Annotated in this window: 21 protein-coding genes and 1 other annotated feature; of the genes, 15 read left to right on the top strand and 6 right to left on the bottom strand. The window is 61.2% G+C overall.

Annotated features, from left to right (window positions below; translation table 11 throughout):
- Positions 1-26: 26 nt before the first annotated feature.
- The 7 genes from A7Q26_RS11425 to A7Q26_RS24585 all read left to right on the top strand — a co-directional run bounded on the left by A7Q26_RS11425 (position 27) and on the right by A7Q26_RS24585 (position 9,399).
- Positions 27-509 carry a hypothetical protein gene (locus A7Q26_RS11425; protein ID WP_066859531.1) on the top strand — a complete coding sequence of 161 codons (483 nt, stop codon included), beginning with the start codon at positions 27-29 and terminating at the stop codon, positions 507-509.
- Between the two features lie 113 nt (positions 510-622).
- Positions 623-2,995: an N-6 DNA methylase gene (locus A7Q26_RS11420; protein WP_157102536.1), complete on the top strand. Its 2,373-nt coding sequence runs from the start codon at positions 623-625 to the stop codon at positions 2,993-2,995.
- Positions 2,996-3,001: 6 nt separating this feature from the next.
- Positions 3,002-3,505, top strand: coding sequence for a PIN domain-containing protein (locus tag A7Q26_RS11415; protein WP_066859529.1), 504 nt, complete (start codon positions 3,002-3,004; stop codon positions 3,503-3,505).
- 116 nt (positions 3,506-3,621) lie between these two features.
- On the top strand, positions 3,622-7,152 hold the full coding sequence (locus A7Q26_RS11410; RefSeq protein WP_066859528.1) for a type ISP restriction/modification enzyme: 3,531 nt from the start codon (positions 3,622-3,624) through the stop codon (positions 7,150-7,152).
- Between the two features lie 41 nt (positions 7,153-7,193).
- Positions 7,194-7,841: a hypothetical protein gene (locus A7Q26_RS11405; protein WP_157102535.1), complete on the top strand. Its 648-nt coding sequence runs from the start codon at positions 7,194-7,196 to the stop codon at positions 7,839-7,841.
- A gap of 8 nt (positions 7,842-7,849) precedes the next feature.
- Positions 7,850-8,938 carry a helix-turn-helix domain-containing protein gene (locus A7Q26_RS11400; protein WP_066859526.1) on the top strand — a complete coding sequence of 363 codons (1,089 nt, stop codon included), beginning with the start codon at positions 7,850-7,852 and terminating at the stop codon, positions 8,936-8,938.
- Between the two features lie 11 nt (positions 8,939-8,949).
- A complete protein-coding gene (locus A7Q26_RS24585) occupies positions 8,950-9,399 on the top strand; it encodes a hypothetical protein (protein ID WP_084439093.1) in 450 nt (149 codons plus the stop codon).
- A 463-nt stretch (positions 9,400-9,862) separates the two neighbouring features.
- On the opposite strand, the gene arsH is transcribed toward A7Q26_RS24585, so the two are convergent.
- From arsH to A7Q26_RS11370, 6 genes are all read right to left on the bottom strand, one after another.
- Complete coding sequence (gene arsH / locus A7Q26_RS11395) at positions 9,863-10,621, bottom strand: arsenical resistance protein ArsH (protein WP_066859525.1); 759 nt, start codon at positions 10,619-10,621, stop codon at positions 9,863-9,865.
- Complete coding sequence (gene arsB, locus A7Q26_RS11390) at positions 10,618-11,691, bottom strand: ACR3 family arsenite efflux transporter (RefSeq protein WP_066859524.1); 1,074 nt, start codon at positions 11,689-11,691, stop codon at positions 10,618-10,620. Before arsB ends, arsH begins: the two co-directional genes overlap by 4 nt.
- A 14-nt stretch (positions 11,692-11,705) precedes the next feature.
- Positions 11,706-12,134 (bottom strand): arsenate reductase (glutaredoxin), encoded by a 429-nt coding sequence (arsC, locus tag A7Q26_RS11385; RefSeq protein WP_066859523.1) that lies wholly within the window; start codon positions 12,132-12,134, stop codon positions 11,706-11,708.
- Positions 12,131-12,646 carry an arsenate reductase ArsC gene (locus A7Q26_RS11380; protein ID WP_066859522.1) on the bottom strand — a complete coding sequence of 172 codons (516 nt, stop codon included), beginning with the start codon at positions 12,644-12,646 and terminating at the stop codon, positions 12,131-12,133. Before A7Q26_RS11380 ends, arsC begins: the two co-directional genes overlap by 4 nt.
- Positions 12,647-12,654: 8 nt before the next feature.
- On the bottom strand, positions 12,655-13,017 hold the full coding sequence (locus A7Q26_RS11375) for an ArsR/SmtB family transcription factor (protein ID WP_066859521.1): 363 nt from the start codon (positions 13,015-13,017) through the stop codon (positions 12,655-12,657).
- A gap of 200 nt (positions 13,018-13,217) precedes the next feature.
- Complete coding sequence (locus A7Q26_RS11370) at positions 13,218-13,682, bottom strand: NUDIX domain-containing protein (RefSeq protein WP_066859520.1); 465 nt, start codon at positions 13,680-13,682, stop codon at positions 13,218-13,220.
- 120 nt (positions 13,683-13,802) lie between these two features.
- Positions 13,803-13,856 (top strand) — a sequence feature (sul1 is cis-regulatory element that is thought to sense ions involved in sulfur or methionine metabolism; They are found in Alphaproteobacteria).
- 95 nt (positions 13,857-13,951) lie between these two features.
- On the opposite strand from A7Q26_RS11370, the gene A7Q26_RS11365 reads away from it, so the two are divergent.
- The 8 genes from A7Q26_RS11365 to A7Q26_RS24580 all read left to right on the top strand — a co-directional run bounded on the left by A7Q26_RS11365 (position 13,952) and on the right by A7Q26_RS24580 (position 20,162).
- The gene (locus A7Q26_RS11365; protein ID WP_066859519.1) at positions 13,952-15,436 is read left to right on the top strand and encodes a SulP family inorganic anion transporter; all 1,485 of its coding nucleotides are present in this window, start codon (positions 13,952-13,954) and stop codon (positions 15,434-15,436) included.
- A 13-nt stretch (positions 15,437-15,449) separates the two neighbouring features.
- Entirely contained in the window at positions 15,450-16,301 is an 852-nt protein-coding gene (locus A7Q26_RS11360; protein ID WP_066859808.1) for a universal stress protein, read from the top strand.
- Position 16,302: 1 nt separating this feature from the next.
- On the top strand, positions 16,303-16,641 hold the full coding sequence (locus A7Q26_RS25885) for a TraR/DksA family transcriptional regulator (RefSeq protein WP_066859518.1): 339 nt from the start codon (positions 16,303-16,305) through the stop codon (positions 16,639-16,641).
- An 8-nt stretch (positions 16,642-16,649) separates the two neighbouring features.
- Complete coding sequence (locus A7Q26_RS11350) at positions 16,650-16,865, top strand: cold-shock protein (protein WP_066859517.1); 216 nt, start codon at positions 16,650-16,652, stop codon at positions 16,863-16,865.
- Between the two features lie 493 nt (positions 16,866-17,358).
- Entirely contained in the window at positions 17,359-17,940 is a 582-nt protein-coding gene (locus tag A7Q26_RS11345; RefSeq protein WP_232313772.1) for an RNA polymerase sigma factor, read from the top strand.
- A 75-nt stretch (positions 17,941-18,015) separates the two neighbouring features.
- Positions 18,016-18,774 (top strand): helix-turn-helix transcriptional regulator, encoded by a 759-nt coding sequence (locus A7Q26_RS11340; protein WP_066859515.1) that lies wholly within the window; start codon positions 18,016-18,018, stop codon positions 18,772-18,774.
- Positions 18,775-18,865: 91 nt separating this feature from the next.
- Positions 18,866-19,372, top strand: a complete 507-nt coding sequence (locus A7Q26_RS11335; protein WP_066859514.1) for a hypothetical protein — start codon at positions 18,866-18,868, stop codon at positions 19,370-19,372.
- A complete protein-coding gene (locus A7Q26_RS24580) occupies positions 19,362-20,162 on the top strand; it encodes a LysR family transcriptional regulator (RefSeq protein WP_198162915.1) in 801 nt (266 codons plus the stop codon). The genes A7Q26_RS11335 and A7Q26_RS24580 overlap by 11 nt, the downstream gene beginning before the upstream one ends.
- The last annotated feature ends 15 nt before the right edge of the window (positions 20,163-20,177 follow it).

The raw sequence follows: 20,177 nt of genomic DNA, 5'->3' as shown, positions 1-20,177 counted from the left end.
AAACAACAAGATCGTGAGCCGATTTCGTGACGGTGCTCTATACCCCTGGCCAGCTTCGCAGCGCGATCTCGATCGCTCCGGAAACCTATCGCCATTGGAAAAAGGCGCTGGCCCCCTTGCGCAGGGGACGAGGGCATAGTCCGTGCTTTAGCTCGGGCGATCTCGTAGCCGTGTCGGTCATCAGATCCCTGGCGACGGATATGGCGATCCGCGTCGGCGCGTTGGCTCCCATTGCTGAACCCCTGTTCGAGCTGTGCAACCTGTCGCCTTGGCCGGCGCTGGAGCGCGCCAAGGTGGTTATCAATGTGCCCGGCGCGCAGCTGCAGCTCCGCCCGGAGCTTGCAGAGGTCGTTAGCGATCAGCCGTTGATCACGATCCCGCTGGGCCCGATGGTGGCGCGTCTCCGGGAGCAGTTGCTCGCGGCAAGCGACAGCCGCGAGCAGGCGTCACTTCTCTTTCCCCCCATGCCGATCAACACTGCGGCCTCCGCGCGCGGAGGCCGGCTGTGAATGCCATCGACAGCATCGCACAGGCCGTCCACAGCGCCGGCTATCGCTCGGAAGCGGTCGTGCGCGACTATGCCTTTGCGGACGTATTGGTCGATACCAACACTACCCGGACGGTGCCGCTCGTCGCCTTCACGCGAACGCCGCCATCCTATCGGTCCGCAGCACTCGCGGTGGTGAATGGCGAGGGTCGCCATGCCGTCGACCTCGTGAATGAGCATCGAGCACTGGGTGCGCCGCTGTTGTTCGTCATCGACCATGACGATGTGACCGTCTGGCAGGTCAGAAGTGTCGACCCGCCCCGGGCACTTGAGAAGATCAAGCTTGCCGATCTGACAGCGTTGTTCGCCCGCAATCAGGCGAGCTGGCACCCCGATGCCATTCACCGCGCCAAGTCGGTCGGCAGCGCCGGTGGGAGCTATCAGCTCGATTTCGTGGATCTGGGGCTGCTGCCCGCGATCGAAGGCGAAATCCACCTCAAACTGGATCGTCTGCTGGTCGAGACGCTCGATCTGGCGCGCAAGGCGTCCGGCGGCGATCGCCTCGATCCGCGCACATTGTTTCGCGTAGTGTTTCGCCTGCTCGCTGCCAAGGTACTACAGGATCGCCGACATCCCTATGCCGATGGCTGGAATCCCGAAGACCTGGCATCGGTCCTAACCGGGATCGAGACCTATTATACACTCGGCGCGATCGACGGGTCAGCTAACAGCGCGCTACCAGCGATGTTCGATCCGGCGTGGCGGCATTTGCGCGCCGGGATCAGTTTTTCCAATATCTCGTCCGACGATCTCGCCTTCGTCTATGAGAACACGCTGGTCACGCCGGAAACGCGCAAGCTGTTCGGGACGCACAGTACGCCGCGCCAGGTGGCGGAATATGTTGTTCAACGCCTGGAGCTGCACAATCACAAACCCGAAGACATCAATATCTACGAGCCATTCGCTGGCGCCGGAGTATTTCTGGTGTCGGCGCTGCGTCACCTGCGCGATCTGCTGCCGGTGGAATGGTCGGACCAGCAGCGCCACGATTTCCTCATCAAACATATTTCCGGCGACGAGGTCGATCCCTTCGCCTGCGAAGTGGCGACGCTGTCGCTGATCCTTGCCGACTACCCCAATCACAATGGCTGGCATGTCGAAGAAGCCGATCTGTTCGCCGACGGCGCGCTCGCGCAGCGGATCGGGTCGAGCAACGTCATCGTATGTAACCCGCCGTTCGAAGCGTTCAGCAAGGCCGACCGGATAAATTACGCGATCGCTGCCGACACACATTCGAAGGCGATCGCCGCGCTCAGTGCGGCGCTCGACGCCAAACCGCTCGCCCTGGGCTTCGTGCTCCCGCGATCGTTCATCCTCGAGCAGCAGTTCGCGGAACAGCGCCGTCGCATGGAGAGCCTGTATGGCTCCGTCGAAATCCTGAAGCTTCCCGACGGGATCTTCGGCGCATCGGACGTCGAATCTTCGGCGGTCATCGCCCGCGACCTGCGCGCGCCTACGACCAAGACCATCACGCTACTCTCAACCGAAGTCGCCGAACGAGATCGTTCCTCCTTCCTGAAGACCGGGCAGACGACGGTCCAGCGCGATGTGACGCGCGTCATCGACGACGATCCGCGGGGGCAGTTGTGGATACCGCCACTGAACGACCTTTGGGATTATCTGCAGCGCAACCCGCGACTGGCCTCGGTGCTGGAATCACGACGGGGGCTGGAATGGAAGTACCGCCAGGATCAGGCCGCGAGCGACGTGGAAAAGCCCGGCTACCGGCTCGGCTATGCCAATGCCCGCAACTTGCGGCAGTATCGCTCGCCGCCTTCCGTTTGGCTGGATTTCAGGTCCGATCAGCTTCGCTGTGGCGCGACACATGATTGGTCGACACCGAAGCTGATTGCCAGCGCCACGCGGCTGAGCCGCGGCGCGTGGTGCATAGGCGCTTTTCCGGATCTCGAAGGTCTGCTGTGTTCTCAACAATTCTTCGCCATGCGGCCGACGAGCGCAGTGACACCGAATGCATTGCTCGCACTGACCGCCGTCTTGAACGGACCGGTGGCGAATGCCTTTCTCGCGGTGAACTCCCCCAAGGACCGCTTCAGGGCCTCGGTCATCGACGCCATTCCGATCCCGGTTTCCCTGCCCGCGAAGCTCGGCGAGCTGGTTGAGGCCTATGTCGCGCTGCTCGGCAGCTCGGACATCTTGACCGGGACGGAGGACCAGCTACCCCGGCTGCTCGCGCATATCGATGCGACGCTGCTGGAAGCTTATGACCTTCCGCTGCGGCTCGAGCGGCAGTTGCTGGCGTTTTTCGAGGGGTCCGAGCGCCCGGTTTCGCATCACTGGCAGCATTGGGACAGCCTGTATCCGGTGCCCGGACTGAGCCTGGCCGAACGCGCGTCGGGCCGCTTCAACCCGGGCGGAGACTGGGTCCGCAAGATTTTCCAGCCCTTGCCCGAAGACCAGCTGTCGTTGCTCCGCGACTATGTGGCCTGAAGGAGAATGGACGCCTATCTTCTCGATACGACGATCCTGTCCATCTATCTGGATCCGACGCATCCCCATCACGCCGAAAAGAGCCAGTCGCTGGCGGCGTTGCCCGCCGCCAGCCCGCGATTCATCTCCGCCGTCGCGCTAGCCGAACTCGGATTTGGGACCAAGCTCGCCGCCGCGATCGGCAAGGGCAATCTGTCGGCGCTGGAGGCGATGCTGGTCCAGGCTCGCTCGCACGCGGTCATCGACATCACGCACCACACCGCGTCGGTTTATGCCGAAGTGAAGGCACGCATCGCGCAGAAATATCTGGCCAAGGTGCTGCGCAAGGACAGGCCGAAATATATCGAAGAGTGGGTCGACAAAGCCACCGGTCAAAAGCTCGGCATCGATGAAAACGACCTCTGGATGTGCGCGCAGGCCAAGGAGCGCGATCTCATCTTCGTGACCGCCGATGGCCGGATGAAGCGCATCCCGGATGCCGACCCCGACGTCAGATTGCTCACGATATGAGCGCGGTCTTGCTGGGGCCGGCTCGGGCAGAGATAATCCTCTCGGTTCACCGCCCCGGTGCGCTGAGCCTTTTCGATCCATGTCGGGCACGTCGCGCTCGCTGAAAGGTTTTCCGGTTGTCCACGCCACTTTCAGAGTCGATCGCAGCCTACTGCGCGGACACGCGCAATCTGGAAGCGCTGCCGTCATCGACTGAAACGACGTTCTATCCCGATGTCCGCACCTTGCTCGCGTCGGTCCTGAAATCCGAAAAGCTGCCGTTCGACGTGCGCACGGGCACCTCGGAAAAAGGCGCCGCCAGCCATGACATGCCGGACTTCGTGCTCGGCGATGGTGCGCTCTTTGTCGGCGTGTTCGGTGAGGTCAAACGCGCCAGCACGACGCTGGAAGATCTCGCTGCATCGACCGAGCAGAAGGATCAGATCGGGCGCTACCTCGCGCAAACGGGCGTCGTTCTCCTGTGCAACATCCGCGGCTTCGGTCTGCTCGTGTGCGACTCGGCCTATGTAAGGGACGGCGTGACCCCAGTGCCGCCGGACAAGCGGGTGCTGCAGAAAACGGTCGATTTATGGGCAGCGGTAACCGGCGGCGCCAAACCCAAGGTCGATGCCGAAGCCGTCGCCGCGCTCATCGCCATCGTCACACACGCCGTCACCGACCTAGCGAGAATCGGGGCGCCGTCGGATCTCGCCAAAATCCTGGCGCGGCAGGCGCGCGACGCAAAGGATGCCTTGCCCACCGATCTCAAGCCGCTCAAGCCGCTCCTCGACGACTATCATCAGGCGCTCGGCCTCGCCTTCGACATCGACGACGAGAAAGGGGCGCGCTTCTTCCGCTCATCGCTCGTGCAGTCCGTTTTCTATGCGCTGTTCGCCGCCTGGATCCTATGGGACAAAAAGGCTGATGCGAACGCGGTGTTCGACATCGACGACGCGCACAGCTTCCTCCCCATACCGTTCCTCGACGCACTGCTGCACGACATTCGCCACCCGGCGCGCATGAAACATCTTGGGCTGGAGCCGCATCTGGCGCGGGCGATCGCGACGCTGAATCGGGTAGATCGTCCGTTGTTTCGCGGGCGGATGACCTTCCCTACGATCGATGGCGAAACCTCGACCGCGGCCATCACCTATTTCTACGAGCCGTTCCTTGAGGCGTTCGATCCCAAGCTGCGCGAGGATCTCGGTGTCTGGTATACGCCGCCCGAGGTCGTCCGCTACCAGGTCCGGCGCGTCCACTATTTGCTCAAGACCGAACTCGGCCGCCCGCGCGGCCTAGCCGATCCCGGCGTGATCGTGCTCGATCCCTGCTGCGGGACCGGGGCTTATCTTCTTGAGGTCGCCCGCTGCATCGCCGAGGAACTGATCGCCGAGGGCGACGCCACCACTGTCGGCTTGGAACTGACTAGGGCGTTTCAGGACCGCGTCATCGGCTTCGAGATTCTGACCGCGCCCTTCGCGATCGCCCAGCTGCAGCTTTATCTGCTGTTGGAGCAACTAGGCGCCAAACCAGACCCCGATCGCCGCCTTGCTGTCTATCTGACGAACGCGCTGTCGGGCTGGCACGAGCATGGCGACGTAAAGCTCAATTTTCCCGAAATGCGCGAGGAGTTCGACGCCTCCCAACAGGTCAAGCGCGAGGCCAAGATCATCGTCGTCATCGGCAATCCGCCTTATGACCGCTTTACCGGCGCGGCCCAGGCGGAAGAGGCTGAGCTGGTCGCCCACTACAAGGGGATCGAGCTGGTGGAGCAAAAGACGAAAGACGGTCAGGTCAAACTCGACGGCTTCGGCCGGCCCTTGATGAAACAGAAGGGCAGCAGCCTGCTCTATGAGGAATTCGGGGTCAGGAAGCAGCTGCTTGACGATCTTTACGTTCGCTTTCTTCGATTGGCTGAAGAGCGGATCGGGATCGCCGCCGACTATGGCGTGGTCTCCTACATTTCCAACTCCTCGTATCTGACGGGCCGATCTCACCCGCTGATGCGACGCTCGCTGCTGTCGAACTTCCATGCTGTTTGGGTCGACAATCTCAACGGCGATAAATATCGCACCGGCAAGATCATTCCCAAGGGCCTGCCCGGCGCCGGAACGCGCGACGACAGCGTGTTTACGACCGATATGGATTCGCGCGGTATTCAGCCCGGCACGGCGATCGTCACCTGGATAAAGCGCGCCGAGGCGCCGACCATGCCGGCCGCGACGCAAGTTCACTACCGCGATTTCTGGGGTCCGGCTGCGCGGAAACGCGAGGCGCTGATCGCCAGCCTGCCGAGCGGAGAGGCGATCGTGCCCGGTGAGGCGCCAGCCTATGAGGACATCCATCCCAGCGCCGAAGGACGCTGGAGGCTCTCACCGCGCGTGATGGAGGGCGGCTTCGAGGCTTGGCCGGCGCTCGACGAACTATTCCCGACGAAATTCCAGGGAGTAAATCACAATAGGGGCGTCGAAGGCGGCGTGATCGACGTGGATGCTGCTACGCTAACGACCAGGGTCCGGAAATATTTTGACGCAGAAAGCTTCCAGAGCGCCGCTCTTGCTGTGCCCGAAATCGCTGAAGAGAAAGCGCGGTATCAACCTGAAAAGGCGTGGACTGCCCTCAAGAAGGAGGGGCATTTCAAGGCCGAGAGCGTGAAGCCGTTCCTGACTTTCCCGCTTGATCAGCGGAATATCTATTACGTCGAGAAGCACAAATGGCTGAACGAGGCCCGGCCGGAATTCGCGCAAAACCTCGCCGACAACGAATGGCTGATCACCGTTCCGGAACCTCGTAAGGTATCCGAGACGTGGCCGCTTTACGCCACCACGCTGATAAATCTGCACGTCCATGAACGTGGCTCGGTGGTTTTCCCGCGCGAGACGATCAGCAACGACCTGCTTGCGCACCGCGATGCCAATATCGCCGAGCCAGCCTGGCGGGTCCTGCGCGAGCATTTTGGCCTCCCCGGGGAGCGCAGCGGGGATGCCGCACGACTCCTGGTCGGCAGGCTATTCCGCGTCGCCTTCGCCTTGCTCCATGCCCCGAACTATCAGGCTGAGCACAAGAGCGCGCTTTCCAGTGATTGGGCTCATATTCCCATTCCTAAGAACACCGACCTGTTCGAAAAAATGGTCGACGCCGGCGAGAAGGTCATCCGCCTGCTCGACGCCAATCGAGATGCGCGCGATGTGATCGATGGCGTGCTCACGCCCACGCGCGCCGCGCTTCTCGGGCAGCTCCGCCGGATGGACGGCGGGCAGATCTCATCGGACGACCTCAAGCTGACGGTCACCTATTGGGGCGGCGGCAAAGGCAAATGGATTCCAAGGCCATTCACTGATCCCGAGCTGCCCGACGCGATGTGGGATCAAGCGTGGGGTGATCGCACCGGCGATCTTTTCCTGAACGATGAAGCGCATTTTGCGCATGTTCCGGAGGCAGTCTGGTCATATCAGCTCGGCGGCTATCCCGTGCTCAAGAAATGGCTTGGCTACCGCCAGGCTGACCGCCGGACGGGTAACGGACTGACCGACGAAGAGCGCCGTTGGTTGCGCCAAATGATCCACCGGATTGCGGCGCTTCTGGCACTTAGCTCGACTCTCGACACACTTTATCAGCAAGCCGTGGCAGAATGTTTCTTGGCAAGCGACCTCGGCCTCAGGGTTTGAGAATTCAAGCCATATTGACGTGCTAACTTTTTTCTGCTCAAATGAGGTTTGAAAAGTTAACAGGGGTGGTCATGGCAGTCCTCGCAGAAGAATTTGAAGTCGCGCCTCGCCTCGATCAGCTTCGCGTGACCAAGGCGGAGCTGCTCCAAGTCGTCCGCGCTGCGGTCGGCGCTCGGCGCAACGCCACGCCCTTTCATCCGCTCAGCGCAGGCGGGCTGCTCGCCTACCTCGCAGGCACCGAACATCTTCGCCGCGTATTCTTGCCGCAGGGCTGGCAGACGTGCCGGCGTGACAATATCGAGTCGATCTTCCACGCCGAGATCGGCATCAAAATTGTCTATCAGAATGCCGACCGTGCGGGGGATCCCATCTGCGATCCGATTGCTGTTTCGAAAAAGGGAGCCGGCGCGGCACGCGCTGTCGAGCTTGGCCAATATGACCTTTTCCCTGAGGTGCGGGAGCAGGAAGTGGCCGAGATCACGGCGGCGACATGGTATCTGTTCGTCTATGCCGACGGCGCCGACGTTCGCGCTGAGCTTTCATGCCCCGTCGCGATCAACGACGAGCAGTTCGATCAATTTCACGAGCGCATCCTTCTCGTGCGGAAGGGCGATTGGGATAATCCCGACCCGCTGGCGGACGACGCGCCCCCAGTCGATTTCGAGGTGTCTGTTTCGCGTAAGAACTGACGATTACTATGTTTAACCATCGTAGGCTCATTCTCAGCCGGAAACGGCGAAAGATGACCGCGCGCGCGCTCGCCACCGCGGTGGGCGTTTCGCCAATTACGATCTCGCGCCTGGAAAACGGTGTGAATGAGCCCGAAGAGGAAACCCTTAGCGCCCTTTCGAGAGTGCTGGATTTCCCGCCCGAGTTCTTCTTTGCGGGAGACTTTGATGATCTCGCAGTTCAGTCGGCCAGCTTTCGCAGCCTGACCTCCATGACGGCCAAAGAGCGCGACGCGGCGTTGTCGGCTGGCACTATCGCGTTCCTTTTCGACGACTGGATCGAAGAGCGATTCAATCTTCCTGCCCCTGACGTGCCCGACCTTCGCGCGGATGCCACACCAGAAGCAGCCGCGCAGGCTGTGCGGGAATATTGGGGCTTGGGTCAGCAGCCTGTTCCCAACATGGTCAAGCTGCTGGAGGCAAAGGGCGTCCGCGTCTTTTCGCTCTGCGAGGACACCAAGACCGTCGACGCTTTTTCATGTTGGCGAAATGCACAACCGTTTGTGTTCCTCAACACCTTCAAATCGACCGAGCGCAGTCGTTTCGACGCAGCACATGAGTTGGGGCATCTGGTCATGCATCGGCATGGCGAACAGCAGGATAGCCGACAGGCCGAAAACGAAGCTGACCAGTTCGCGTCGCACTTCCTGATGCCGCAAGACGATGTCGCAGGTCGAATCCGTTACGTCACTGGGCTAGAGGAGCTTATCCACGCGAAAAAGCGGTGGGGCGTCTCGGTGGCCGCACTGACCTACCGGCTGAACAAAATGGGCATTGTCAGCGAGTGGCAGAACCGGACGTTCAATATCGAAATCTCTCGCCGTGGCTATCGAACCCGCGAACCGGAGGGTTTGGAACCGGAGTGCTCAGTGGTCTGGCCGCGAGTATTGGGCGCATTATGGAGCGAACGCACCACGAGGGATCACATCGCCGCCGAGTTGCATCTGCCGACGCATGAACTCGAGAGCATCCTCTTTCGGCTTGTCGATGGCATATCGCATCGAGGTCCGCGGCCGCAGGGCAATGATATGAGGTTGGTCTCGACGCAGGATAATTAGAAAGGCTCGGCTTGGACGACGGTACGCCCGATCGACTCCGGCGCATTTGGAATCAGAAGGAGATTCCGGTCCTGCTGAGGCAGGGGCCGGGACATCGGCTCCGGATGCGTCTGCCGTATGGGATCACCAACAGAGCTTGGATCCGGCGCGAGCGTCGGTCCAATCCCGAATGGGACGAGCAGCGCCGCTTCTGGGAAACTCCGCAAGCCTGGTTTAATGCGCTGGTCGGACAGTGTCTCGAGAAGTTCGGCAAGGTTTATATCATTCAGCCTTATCGAGAGCAGGAAAAATGCGCACCGGCTTGTTGGAATGCGACCGGTGACGAATGTCAGTGTTCGTGCATGGGCGAGCATCATGGGATGCACAGCCCGGCAGGACAATGGAAAGTAGTCTCCGACACATTCGCCACCTCCTGGGGCGAACAGGTCTTGGCTTGCCGTCTTGTGGAGCGCAAAACCTAGGCCTGCGTTGAGCGCGGTAACGGCAAGAGTACTGACCATTGGACTTGAGCAGGCGACGACTTCGGGCTGGATGGGGAACTGTACAGACTTAAGGCTGAGTGCGCCGCACACGATAGACGCCGTCACATCCACTACGCTGGCGTAGCCGATGCGGCTTATGGGTAGGACACGTCGGCGCACAGCGGTATGGCGGGCCACGCCCGATCATGATGAGCACTACGTTTACGCTATAGCACTACGATTGAGGTGGATCGGCGGACGCGTTCGAATCCTTCCGGGCGCGGCGCCCCGCGCACGATAAACATAACCAATATGTGTCGCCGTTTGCGCTCCTATAGAGCCGCTGCTGGGCGCCGGCCACCGACGTGCGCCGCATGGCGGTGCTTCTGATGCTATGAAGGCGCAAATCGGCCGCCACCTGACGTGAGCCCCGCTTGTCACGAGCGTTTGCGGTCGCAGATGTCTAAGTCGTAGTGGCAAGCCCAGCAGCTTCAACATGCGTATAGACCGGCTCGTACCGGTCGACACGCTCCGAGTAGCGATCGACCAACTGATCGGCGTGCGGCCGGAGGAGCACCGTAAAACGAACCAGTTCCTCCACAACGTCGACAATCCGATCGTAATAGCTCGACGGCTTCATGCGCCCGGCTTCGTCGAACTCTTCATAGGCCTTAGCCACTGAGGATTGATTAGGGACGGTAACCATCCGCATCCACCGGCCCAGAATGCGCAGCGTGTTGACGCTGTTGAAGCTTTGCGATCCGGCGCTGACCTGCATCACCGCGAGCGTGCGGCCCTGGGTGGGGCGCAGGCCCCTGTAGGCGAGTGGCAGATGGTCGATCTGCGTCTTCATGATCCCGCTAATCTGGCCGTGCCGCTCCGGGCTGCACCAGATCTGGCCTTCCGACCATAGCGAGTGTTCGCGCAACTCGTGGACCGCAGGATGATCATCGTCTTTCACTTGATCAGGCAGTGGCAGGTCCGATGGATCGAAGATGCGCGTTTCGCAGCCGAAGTACTGCAATAGGCGCGCGGCTTCTTCCACCACCAGCCTCGAATAGGAACGCTCGCGCAAGGAACCGTAGAGTAACAAGATGCGGGGTGGCGGATCGAACTCACCGAGGCCCAGCGCCGGGCGGCGGTGAACATATTCGGGCTTGAGTGCCGGTAGCAGATCGGGATCGGGAAGCGGGCGCAGGCGCTGGTGGACAGGCTCGGTCACGCGCGGGCCTCCGCCGGAACGCTGTCGGGAAACCAGCGTCGCCCGAACCAGAAGGCGACGTTGACCAGCAGGATTAGCACCGGCACCTCGACCAGCGGGCCGATTACCGCAGCAAAGGCGACCGGCGAAGCCAGCCCGAAGGCCGCAATGGCGACGGCGATCGCCAGCTCGAAGTTGTTGCCCGCCGCCGTAAACGCCACGGCAGTCGTGCGCGGATAGTCACTGGCGATCAGCTTGCCCATGAAGAAGCTGATGGTGAACTGGACCACGAAATAGATCGTCAGCGGAATGGCGATGCGGATGATGTCGCCCGGCAGGGTGACGATCTCATTGCCCTTGAGGCTGAACATGGCGACGATCGTGAACAGCAGCGCGACCAGCGTGATCGGGCCGATCTTTGGCAGGAACGTTTTCTCGTACCAGTCATTGCCCTTGGCCTTCGCCAGCCATCTGCGGGTGAGGAATCCTGCGAGGAACGGGATGCCAAGATAGATCAGCACGGCTTCCGCGATCATCGAGAAACTGACATCGATGACGCTGCCTTCCAACCCGAACAGGGGAGGCAGGAAGGCGAGGAAGAACCACGCATAGACGCTGAAGAACAGGATCTGGAAGATCGAGTTGAATGCGACCAGCGCGGCGACATACTGGTTGTCGCCCTTGGCGAGCTGGTTCCAGACGATCACCATGGCAATGCAGCGGGCCAGGCCGATCAGGATCAGACCGGTCATGTATTCCGGCTTGTCGGACAGGAATAGCACCGCCAGCGCGAACATCAGCACCGGGCCGATGATCCAGTTCTGGATCAGCGAGATCGCCAGCACACGCTTGTCCTCGAACACGCGCGGCAACTCCTCGTAACGCACGCGCGCGAGCGGCGGGTACATCATCAGGGTCAGGCCGATGGCAATGGGGACATTAGTGGTCCCCCACGACAGGCTGTCGATGGCCTCCGGCAGGCCCGCAAAAGTCGAGCCCAGCCCGACGCCGAGCGCCATGGCGAGGAAGATCCACAAGGTGAGATAGCGGTCGAGGAACGACAGGCGTTCGCGCTTAGACTGCGAGGTCATGCTGCTTCCCTGTCTCAACCGGCTACGCGGTTGCCGGCGGCATCGACGACCTGCTCGCCGTCTTCCTTGGCGAAGGCGCCGCGCTGCTGCGCAGGAATGAGGTCGAACACCTCTTCCGAGGGGCGGCATAGCTTGATGCCGAGCGGCGAGGCCACCAGCGGGCGGTTGATCAGGATGGGATGTGCCATCATCGCATCGATCAGTTGCACATCGGTGAGGTCCGGATCGCCGAGCCCCAGTTCGGCATAGGGCGTGCCCTTCTCGCGCAGCAGCGCGCGCGGTGTGATGCCTGCCCGTTGGATCAGGCTTTCGAGCATGGCGCGCGACGGCGGTGTCTTCAGGTACTCAATGACATGCGGCTCGATCCCGGCATTTCGGATCATGGCCAGCGCATTGCGCGAGGTGCCGCATTCCGGGTTGTGGTAGATTACGATGTCGGTCACGCGCTCGCTCCGCTGCTGGCGCCTTCGGCCTTGCCGATTTCTTTGAGCTTCTGCTTCATCGCCATTTCATCGATGCTGGCGATCGGCAGCGTCAAGAACAGCGAGATGCGGTTCGTCAGATAGCGCAGCGCCTGAAGAAATGCGTCGCGCTGACCTTCGCCCTCGACGGCCGCCGGGTCCTCTATGCCCCAGTGCGCAGTCATCGGATGACCGATCCAGACCGGGCAGGTCTCGCCCGCGGCGCTGTCGCAAACGGTGAAGATGAAATCGAACTCTGGCGAACCGGGCTTGGAGAACTCGCTCCAGCTCTTCGAGTACATACCGGTGGTATCGTAGCCCATGCCGTTCAGCACCGACAGCGCCATTGGGTGGACCTCGCCCTTGGGCTGACTGCCGGCGCTGTACGCCTTGAAGCGGCCGGCGCCGAGCTTGTTCATCACCGCCTCGCCTAGGATCGAGCGGGCGCTGTTGCCGGTGCAGAGGAAAAGGACGTTGTAGATCTTGTCGGGCATTACGGGCCTCAGGCGTTCGAGGGTCGAGCGGCGTTGCAGGTAAGATCGCCAAGCAGGTCGCCGCACATTTCAGGTGCGCCCTGGCAGCAATCCTGCAGCAGGAAGGTGAGCAGACGACGCATGCCGGGGAAGTCGGCGCGGTAATGGATCAGACGGCTTTCGCGTTCGGACTGAACGAGGCCAGCGCGCTCCAGCGTGGCCAGGTGATGCGACATGGTCGAGGGCGGCACGCCCTGATGGTCGGCAATCGCGCCGGCAATCATGCCGTCCGGCCCAGCCTTCACCAGCGTGCGGAAAACCGACAGTCGCGTTTCATGCGCCAGCGCGGCGAGTGCATCGACCGCCCAGACCTGCGCGCTGAGATCGTCCATGAACCCTACCTTTCTAGAAGGGTCGAAATAAGCGCGCAGGTTTCGTAGGTCAACCGATATTTCGAAAACTGTCGAAGTGCTGTTGTGGGTTTAGTTCAGTCAAACGGGTGTGCGGCCAAGCCGACGTTGCACAAGGCTCTGGGGTGCTGTTCCGGAATCGCCGCTATGAAGAAGGTCGATCTCTTATCGAACGTCGTACCTCACGCCGCGATGACCGCGAGGCAGGCTTCAAAAACGTCTCGCTGCTTCTTCACCGGAAAGGCCGCTGCCGCGTCCGCGCGGCTGAACCAGCGCACTTCGGCAATTTCCTCGGCCTGCAGGGCAATAGGGACGCCTGCAGCGAGCCGCACCACGAACATTGTCGCTTCCTGACCGTCATGATCGAGCGCGCGACGGGCCTTATGCTCGACGCTGTAGATGAAGCGGTTGCAGACCGGCAAAGCTTGGAGGTCGTCCTCCAGCGTCACGCCCAGTTCTTCGGCGATTTCGCGTCGCATCGCCTCGTGCAGCGTCTCGCCCTGTTCGACGCCGCCGCCGGCCAGCGTCCATTCGCTCTGTCCGTAGCCGTGCGGTCGCACCAGCAGGAACTCGCCAGCTTCGTTGACAACGATCGCGCGGACTTTCCGGCGAAGCTTCAACCCGCCTTCATGGAGATACGCAGTCATGCCCTCAGGCTACCAAGAGGCGGTTAAGTCTTTGTCGCCTGCTCATGAGGCGGGCAGGTTGAGGATGAAACTCTTCGCACTTGCGGCACGATTATTAATGGACTATCAGCCGGCCCATCCGCTGGACTCGGTTTTGCCGAGTGGCTCGGCCCGGCGCCTATCCCCGGGATAACCTTTCAGCCCCACAGTCTGACTTGCGATGCGTACGAACCAACCGGTTTCTGCGGGACGCCAGGCTGTGTCGCATCGGTTTATAAGCAAGGCCACACATGCTCAATCTACAAGCCATCAAACGCGAATGGTTGTCCAACCCGCGTGGCGACATCCTTGCCGGGATCGTCGTTGCACTCGCCCTCATTCCCGAAGCCATCGGCTTCTCGATCATCGCCGGGGTCGATCCGCGTGTCGGCCTCTACGCCTCGTTCTCCATCGCCGTCATCATTTCGCTGGTCGGGGGCCGTCCGGGAATGATCTCGGCCGCGACTGCGGCGATTGCCGTGCTGGTACTCCCGCTGATCCGCGACCATGGCGTCGATTATCTGTTCGCGGCCACGATCCTGATGGGCGTGATCCAGCTGATTGCCGGCTTCCTGCGGCTGAACGTCCTGATGCAATATGTGTCGCGTTCGGTCATCACCGGCTTCGTGAACGCGCTGGCCATCCTGATCTTCATGGCACAGTTGCCCGAGCTGACCGGCGTGCCGATGCTGACCTATGCCTTGGTCGCCGGCGGTCTGGCGATCATCTACCTGTTTCCGTACCTCACCAAGGCGGTGCCATCACCGCTGGTCGCGATCATCGTCATCACGGCGCTGGTCTTCTACACCGGCTTCGATGTCCGCACGGTCGGCGACATGGGCGAGCTGCCGTCTTCACTGCCGGCCTGGCTGATCCCAAATGTGCCGTTTACGCTCGAAACGCTGCAGATCATCCTGCCTTACTCGCTGACCATGGCCGCCGTCGGCTTGCTGGAATCGATGATGACGGCGCAGATCGTCGACGACCTGACCGACACGCCATCGAACAAGCAGCGCGAAATGAAGGGGCAAGGCATCGCCAACTTCTTCACCGGCTTCCTTGGTGGCATGGGCGGCTGTGCGATGATTGGCCAATCGGTGATCAACGTGAAATCGGGTGGTCTTACCAGGCTATCGACCTTCGTCTCCGGTGCCTTCCTGCTGTTTCTGATCGTAGTTCTGGGACCTCTGGTCGCCATCATTCCCATGGCTGCGCTGGTGGCCGTGATGATCATGGTCTCGATCGGCACTTTCTCGTGGGGATCGATTCGCGACATTCGCCATCATCCCTGGCAGTCGTCGGTGGTCATGGTGGTCACCGTGGTGATCGTGGTGTGGACGCATGACCTGGCGCAGGGCGTGCTGGCCGGCGTGATCCTGTCGGGCCTGTTCTTCGCCAGCAAGGTGAAGCGCATCTTCACGGTGGAATCCGAGCTTTCGGCGGACGGTCTTGCTCGCCTATACAAGGTGTCGGGGCAGGTTTTCTTCGCGTCATCAGAAAGCTTCGTGGGGGCCTTCGACTTCAAGGAGGTTCTCGACCGTGTCGTGATCGACGTGTCACAAGCTCACTTCTGGGACATCTCCGCGGTTGGAACGCTCGACAAGGCGATCCTGAAGTTTCGCCGCGAAGGCACCGAAGTGAGCGTCATCGGACTCAACGAAGCCAGCGCTTCTATGGTCGACCGCTACGCCATCCACGACAAGCCGGGTGCCGAAGCGCAACTCGGCGCGCACTGAGAGGATTATGACGATGGAACACGTCCTCGCCTGTATCGACGCATCCAGCTACGCCGACAGCGTCTGCGATCTTGCCGCCTGGGCTTCCAACCGCCTGCAAATGCCGGTCGAGCTGCTTCATGTAGTCCAACGCAGCGATGCCGTGGCCGCGCGCGGCGACCTGTCCGGGGCCATCGGCCTCGGGGTCAAGTCCAGCCTGATGGAAGAACTGGTCACGCTGGAAGCAGCCGATGCCAAGCTGAAGGTAGAACGCGGCCGACTGCTGCTGGCCGCTGGTGAAAAGCGCCTACGTGAAGGTGGTGCGTTCGATGTGCGCACGCTGCACCGCCATGGTGGTATCGTCGAGACGATCCTGGAACGCGAAGAAGGCGCGCGCGTCGTCGTCATCGGCAAGCGCGGTGCATCCCACGAGTTCGCGAGCGGCCATATCGGTTCGAAGCTCGAGCGCGTTGTGCGTGCCAGTACCAAGCCGGTGCTGGTCGCCTCGCGCGACTATTCCGAACCGCGCAGCATCGTGTTTGCCTATGATGCCAGCCCGGCCGCCGAGCGGGCGCTGGGTCGACTGGTCGAATCCACGCTCTTCACTGGGATGCCCGTCAAAATCGTCATGGCTGACACGGACAACGAAGCGCACCGTCGTTCGCTGAATGATGCCGCATCGCGCCTTGGGGCAGAACGCGACGTCACCACGACCCTCGAACGTGGTAAGCCGGAAACCGTGATCGCCAAGATTGTCGAGCAGACGCCCGGCGCGATGCTGGTCATGGGAGCGTATGGCCATTCGCCAATCCGCACTCTGATCGTCGGCAGCACCACGACGACCATGATCCGCACGACCCACGTGCCGGTGCTGCTCGTGCGGTAACGTGGCGCTCGACCTCACTCGCGTTCGCCAGAAGCTCCTCGCCCGGCGCGAGGAACTCGTGGCCGAGGACCGACTGTCCGCAGCAGACCGAGCGCCGGTCGCGCTCGACCAAGACAGCGTGGGCAGGCTTTCGCGCATCGACGCAATGCAGGTGCAGGCAATGGCTCTGGCCCAAGGGCGCCGTCGACAGTCGGAGCGATCGGCCATAGATGCGGCGCTGCGCCGGATCGACGAAGACGAGTTCGGCTACTGCGTGAAATGCGGCGATGATATTGCGCCGGCGCGCTTGGAGCATAACCCCGCCGTTACCACCTGCATCGAATGCGCGAAGGAAGGATAGCGCGGTCCATGCCAGCAGGAACGGTCAGATATGTCGGCCCCGAAGGCAGCTGGGGCTTCATCTCGCGCGACGACAAGCAGCCCAAGGTCTTCCTGCATGTCTCCGAGGTCCAGAAGGTCGGGGTCGCCGAGGTCGAAAAGGGCCAGCGCTGGATTTTCGATCTGAAGGAAGGGCGTGACGGGCGCATGGTGGCGACAAATCTCGAATTCGAAGGTGCCGCGTAAGGCTCTGCAGGTGGGTGGTCGGCCACCTTCCCGAACGGCGAAAAATGGGGCGCTAAGCTGACATTCCACCCCACACGATTCGAGCTTTTTACCACCGGCCACCGACGGCTCTACGATTTGAGATTTCGATTTTTCCTTCATCGGAGCCCATACGGCCTAGGCGTATAAGTATGCGCGGCGACACGCCGAACAAACATAGCGAATATATTTCGCCGCGCACCGCGGAGCTATGGCTGACCAGGATTAGATCGTTCGTAAATGCCTCGTGACGTGCCTTGCTGGCCGAAGCGCTGCGATATCGCGGTTGAGGCGCGGATTTGAACCGTCCACTCTTCGGTGGAAGCGAACTCAGACTCAATTTCCAGCGCGTACGCAAGGCAGGCGGTTCGAACCGCTAATCCCTCTGTTCGGAGGGATTGCCCGTATCGCCTCGACATTTTCTACTTCGACCGAATTGCCGCCGGAGATCGCCGACGGCGCGATTTGGAGCGCGATGATGGTCCACACCCCGAGCCAACCAGCGCCTTTGGCCGGCGATACCGCCCGTCCACTATCCAGTGAGAACAGGCCGACATCTTCGCCAATCGGGCTCGAAGAACTTCATCGCATTCATTCCCGCCGACTGTTTCGTTTCTTCGCGCGCCACGGGGCGCGGCAGGACGCAGCCGATCTCGTTCAGGACTGTTTTATCCGGCTGGCAGGCGCACGCGAAAAAAGACCTGAAACAGCGATCGAACGACCGGAAGCCTACCTGAGCACGATTGCCTTAAACCTGCTTCGGGAGAGAGCCAGGGTCGCGGCACGCCGTCGGATGGCCTATCACATTCCGGCTGACGAGGTGCCGCTTGCGGGGAACGATCCAATTGCCGCTCTTGAGGCGCGCGATCAACTCGAACGGCTCGAAGCCTCGCTCGCCCGATTGTCACAAAAGTCCCGGTCGGTTTTCCTCGCCCATCGTCGGGATGGCACAAGCTACAAGGAAATCGCCAACCAAGAAGGTCTCAGCGAAAAAGCGGTCCAGCGGCGTATGTCCAAGGCCATCGCTCATATTAACCGCGCGCGGAGAGCATACTGATGCGCGACCACTAAACTGCCACGGTAAGCGGCCTTGAGGCTTGAAAAAACAGCAAATTATCGAGTAGGATTGCTCATGGCTCAAGCCTTGGACTCTGCACAGCTTAGAGACTTTGAGGAAGTCCAAAAGGCATGTGAAACGGCCCAGACCGACGCGCAGCTAACTACGGTGGTCGACGCGGCAATCCGATCATTCGGATTTCCTTGGTTTGCACTCGTCGACGACGGCGACCTTGGAAAGGACCGACCCGGTTGCTTGATGATGACCAACTATCCGTCTTCTTGGGTGGACGAAGTCATCAGCGGTCGGTTGTATCGTAATGATCCGGTTCATGCCGCCAGCATCCGGAGCCCCACCGGCCTTTGCTGGGAGCGCATCCGCGAAATGATTGCCCCTACGCAGGCCCAGCTCTCGGTTCTGGAGCGCGGCCGAGCTCACGGGCTTAATGCGGGCTACACCGTGCCCTTCCGGATTCCGGGAGAGCGTGGAGCCTTCTTCAGCGTAGCCCGCCGAAAAGACCGGCCTTTCACATACGCCGAGGCGATCTCGGCGCAGCTCATCGGCGGCATCGTCTTTCAGAGGGGACGCGAGATGATTGAGGGCCGAGCGGTCAAAGCTCATGGCGCGCCCCTCAGTCCGCGCCAGATCGACTGTCTTCGGCTGATCGCCGCCGGAAAAACCGAGTGGGAAATGGGGAAAATTCTTGGTCTCAGCCCCAGCACAATCCACGAATACGTCGAGGGCGCCCGCAGCCGTTATGGCGTGAAGACCCGAAGTCAGCTCGTGCTCGCCGCCGCTCGGGACGGTTATGTAAGCCTCAACTACCTGACCTGATCAGTACCCCTCTGTTTAGCTGGATTGCTAGACATGGGCTTGTGCCGCTCAATTTCCGGAATTCGTAAACCGGCAAAATGAGGTGCAAAGAATGACCGGCCAGGACCAGTTTATCGAGGATGTCTATGCGCGCGAGGTGGTCATGGCCCGCGTCGGGCACCTCATCCGGAGAAAGCAACAGGAGATCGAGCGTATCACGCGCATCCTGCGTGCGGCCGCTTCATTCGAGGGTGTGGCAGCTCCTGTGCTCGGCGAGATCCTGAAGATCGTGCTCATTGGACCCTATGCCCGGCGCACTTGGTACGAGGACAAAGCCTCGCTCTATTTCTCGGATTACGAGTTCTGGGTCGTCGTCAATCATACGCTCTATGCCGACGAAACGCGGTGGTGCCGTGCGAAGGCGATCATCGCTCGTGAGTTGGGAAATCGCTGTGCGGTGTCGCTGTCGGTGTTTTCGAAGGCGGACATCAAATCCGCCAAAGCCAGCAAGGACCATTTCATTCTGGACCGGCTCGAAGCGGGCATCGTGCTGTTCAAGGCATCGCGCGACGCGCCGCTGCCGCGATTCAAGAGTAGCGAGCGGGATGATGTCGTTTGACATCCGCCAGCTTCGTTACGCCATTGCGGCGGCAGATCACGGCAGCTTCTACAGGGCTGCGCGCGCGCTGGATGTCGAGCAATCGACGCTGAGCCGCGCCATCCTGAAGTTGGAGCGCTCCATCGGAATGCCGATCTTTGAACGCTCGCGCGCCGGCGTAACAACGACGCTGGCAGGAAACGCATTCATTCGCGGCGCGAAACCAATGGTGGCAACGGCCGAGAAGCTCGTGGCGATGATGCGGGCAGCCGGCCAAGGCCGCGCAGGTGGTCTCGTGCTGGGGCATAACAGCTCGGTTTCCGCCGGCAATCTGCGGGCAACGATGATGAGTTGGTGCGACGCGCACCCCGATGTCGAAGTCGGATGCGTCGAAGCGGACCGCAGCGTCCTGCTCGCCGGCCTTGATACAGGTGAGATCGACATTGCGATCCTCATGGGTGCCGCCGGCCATAACGGGTTCCGCTGCGAGTCGCTTTGGAGCGAGCGGATGTTGGCCGCGCTGCCGTTGTCGCATCCGCTTGCAGAACGCGACGTGGTTCACTGGACGGATCTTCGCGGCGAGCGCTTTCTGCTTCCGGCCGCTGATCCCGGCCCGGAGTTACGGGATATGTTGCTGGGCCGTTTGGCGGTTTCGAGCGCAAAGCCTGACATCCGAATGCTACAGGCGAGCCGCGAGACAGTGCTGAGCGTTCTCGGTGGAAGCTCTGGTGTCAAACGGCGTTCAAAAGGGACCCCCGATCGGCGTCGAAGAGGGACCCCCTTTTCAGATAATATGATGCTGGTTTGTTGAAGATGGCCTTGCGCT

Origin of the sequence: Sphingobium sp. TCM1, assembly GCF_001650725.1 — a bacterium.
In the GTDB taxonomy this organism is placed as follows: Bacteria; Pseudomonadota; Alphaproteobacteria; order Sphingomonadales; family Sphingomonadaceae; genus Sphingobium.
This window is presented reverse-complemented; position numbering and strand designations above follow the sequence as displayed.

Coding starts and splice junctions, on each gene's coding strand:
- A7Q26_RS11415 (WP_066859529.1), top strand. CDS start 3,002: ATGGACGCCTATCTTCTCGATACGACGATCCTGTCCATCTATCTGGAT.
- A7Q26_RS11405 (WP_157102535.1), top strand. CDS start 7,194: ATGAGGTTTGAAAAGTTAACAGGGGTGGTCATGGCAGTCCTCGCAGAA.
- A7Q26_RS11400 (WP_066859526.1), top strand. CDS start 7,850: ATGTTTAACCATCGTAGGCTCATTCTCAGCCGGAAACGGCGAAAGATG.
- arsB (WP_066859524.1), bottom strand. CDS start 11,691: ATGACCTCGCAGTCTAAGCGCGAACGCCTGTCGTTCCTCGACCGCTAT.
- A7Q26_RS11380 (WP_066859522.1), bottom strand. CDS start 12,646: ATGCCCGACAAGATCTACAACGTCCTTTTCCTCTGCACCGGCAACAGC.
- A7Q26_RS11375 (WP_066859521.1), bottom strand. CDS start 13,017: ATGGACGATCTCAGCGCGCAGGTCTGGGCGGTCGATGCACTCGCCGCG.
- A7Q26_RS11370 (WP_066859520.1), bottom strand. CDS start 13,682: ATGACTGCGTATCTCCATGAAGGCGGGTTGAAGCTTCGCCGGAAAGTC.
- A7Q26_RS11365 (WP_066859519.1), top strand. CDS start 13,952: ATGCTCAATCTACAAGCCATCAAACGCGAATGGTTGTCCAACCCGCGT.
- A7Q26_RS11360 (WP_066859808.1), top strand. CDS start 15,450: ATGGAACACGTCCTCGCCTGTATCGACGCATCCAGCTACGCCGACAGC.
- A7Q26_RS11350 (WP_066859517.1), top strand. CDS start 16,650: ATGCCAGCAGGAACGGTCAGATATGTCGGCCCCGAAGGCAGCTGGGGC.
- A7Q26_RS11345 (WP_232313772.1), top strand. CDS start 17,359: ATGATGGTCCACACCCCGAGCCAACCAGCGCCTTTGGCCGGCGATACC.
- A7Q26_RS11340 (WP_066859515.1), top strand. CDS start 18,016: ATGGCTCAAGCCTTGGACTCTGCACAGCTTAGAGACTTTGAGGAAGTC.
- A7Q26_RS11335 (WP_066859514.1), top strand. CDS start 18,866: ATGACCGGCCAGGACCAGTTTATCGAGGATGTCTATGCGCGCGAGGTG.
- A7Q26_RS24580 (WP_198162915.1), top strand. CDS start 19,362: ATGTCGTTTGACATCCGCCAGCTTCGTTACGCCATTGCGGCGGCAGAT.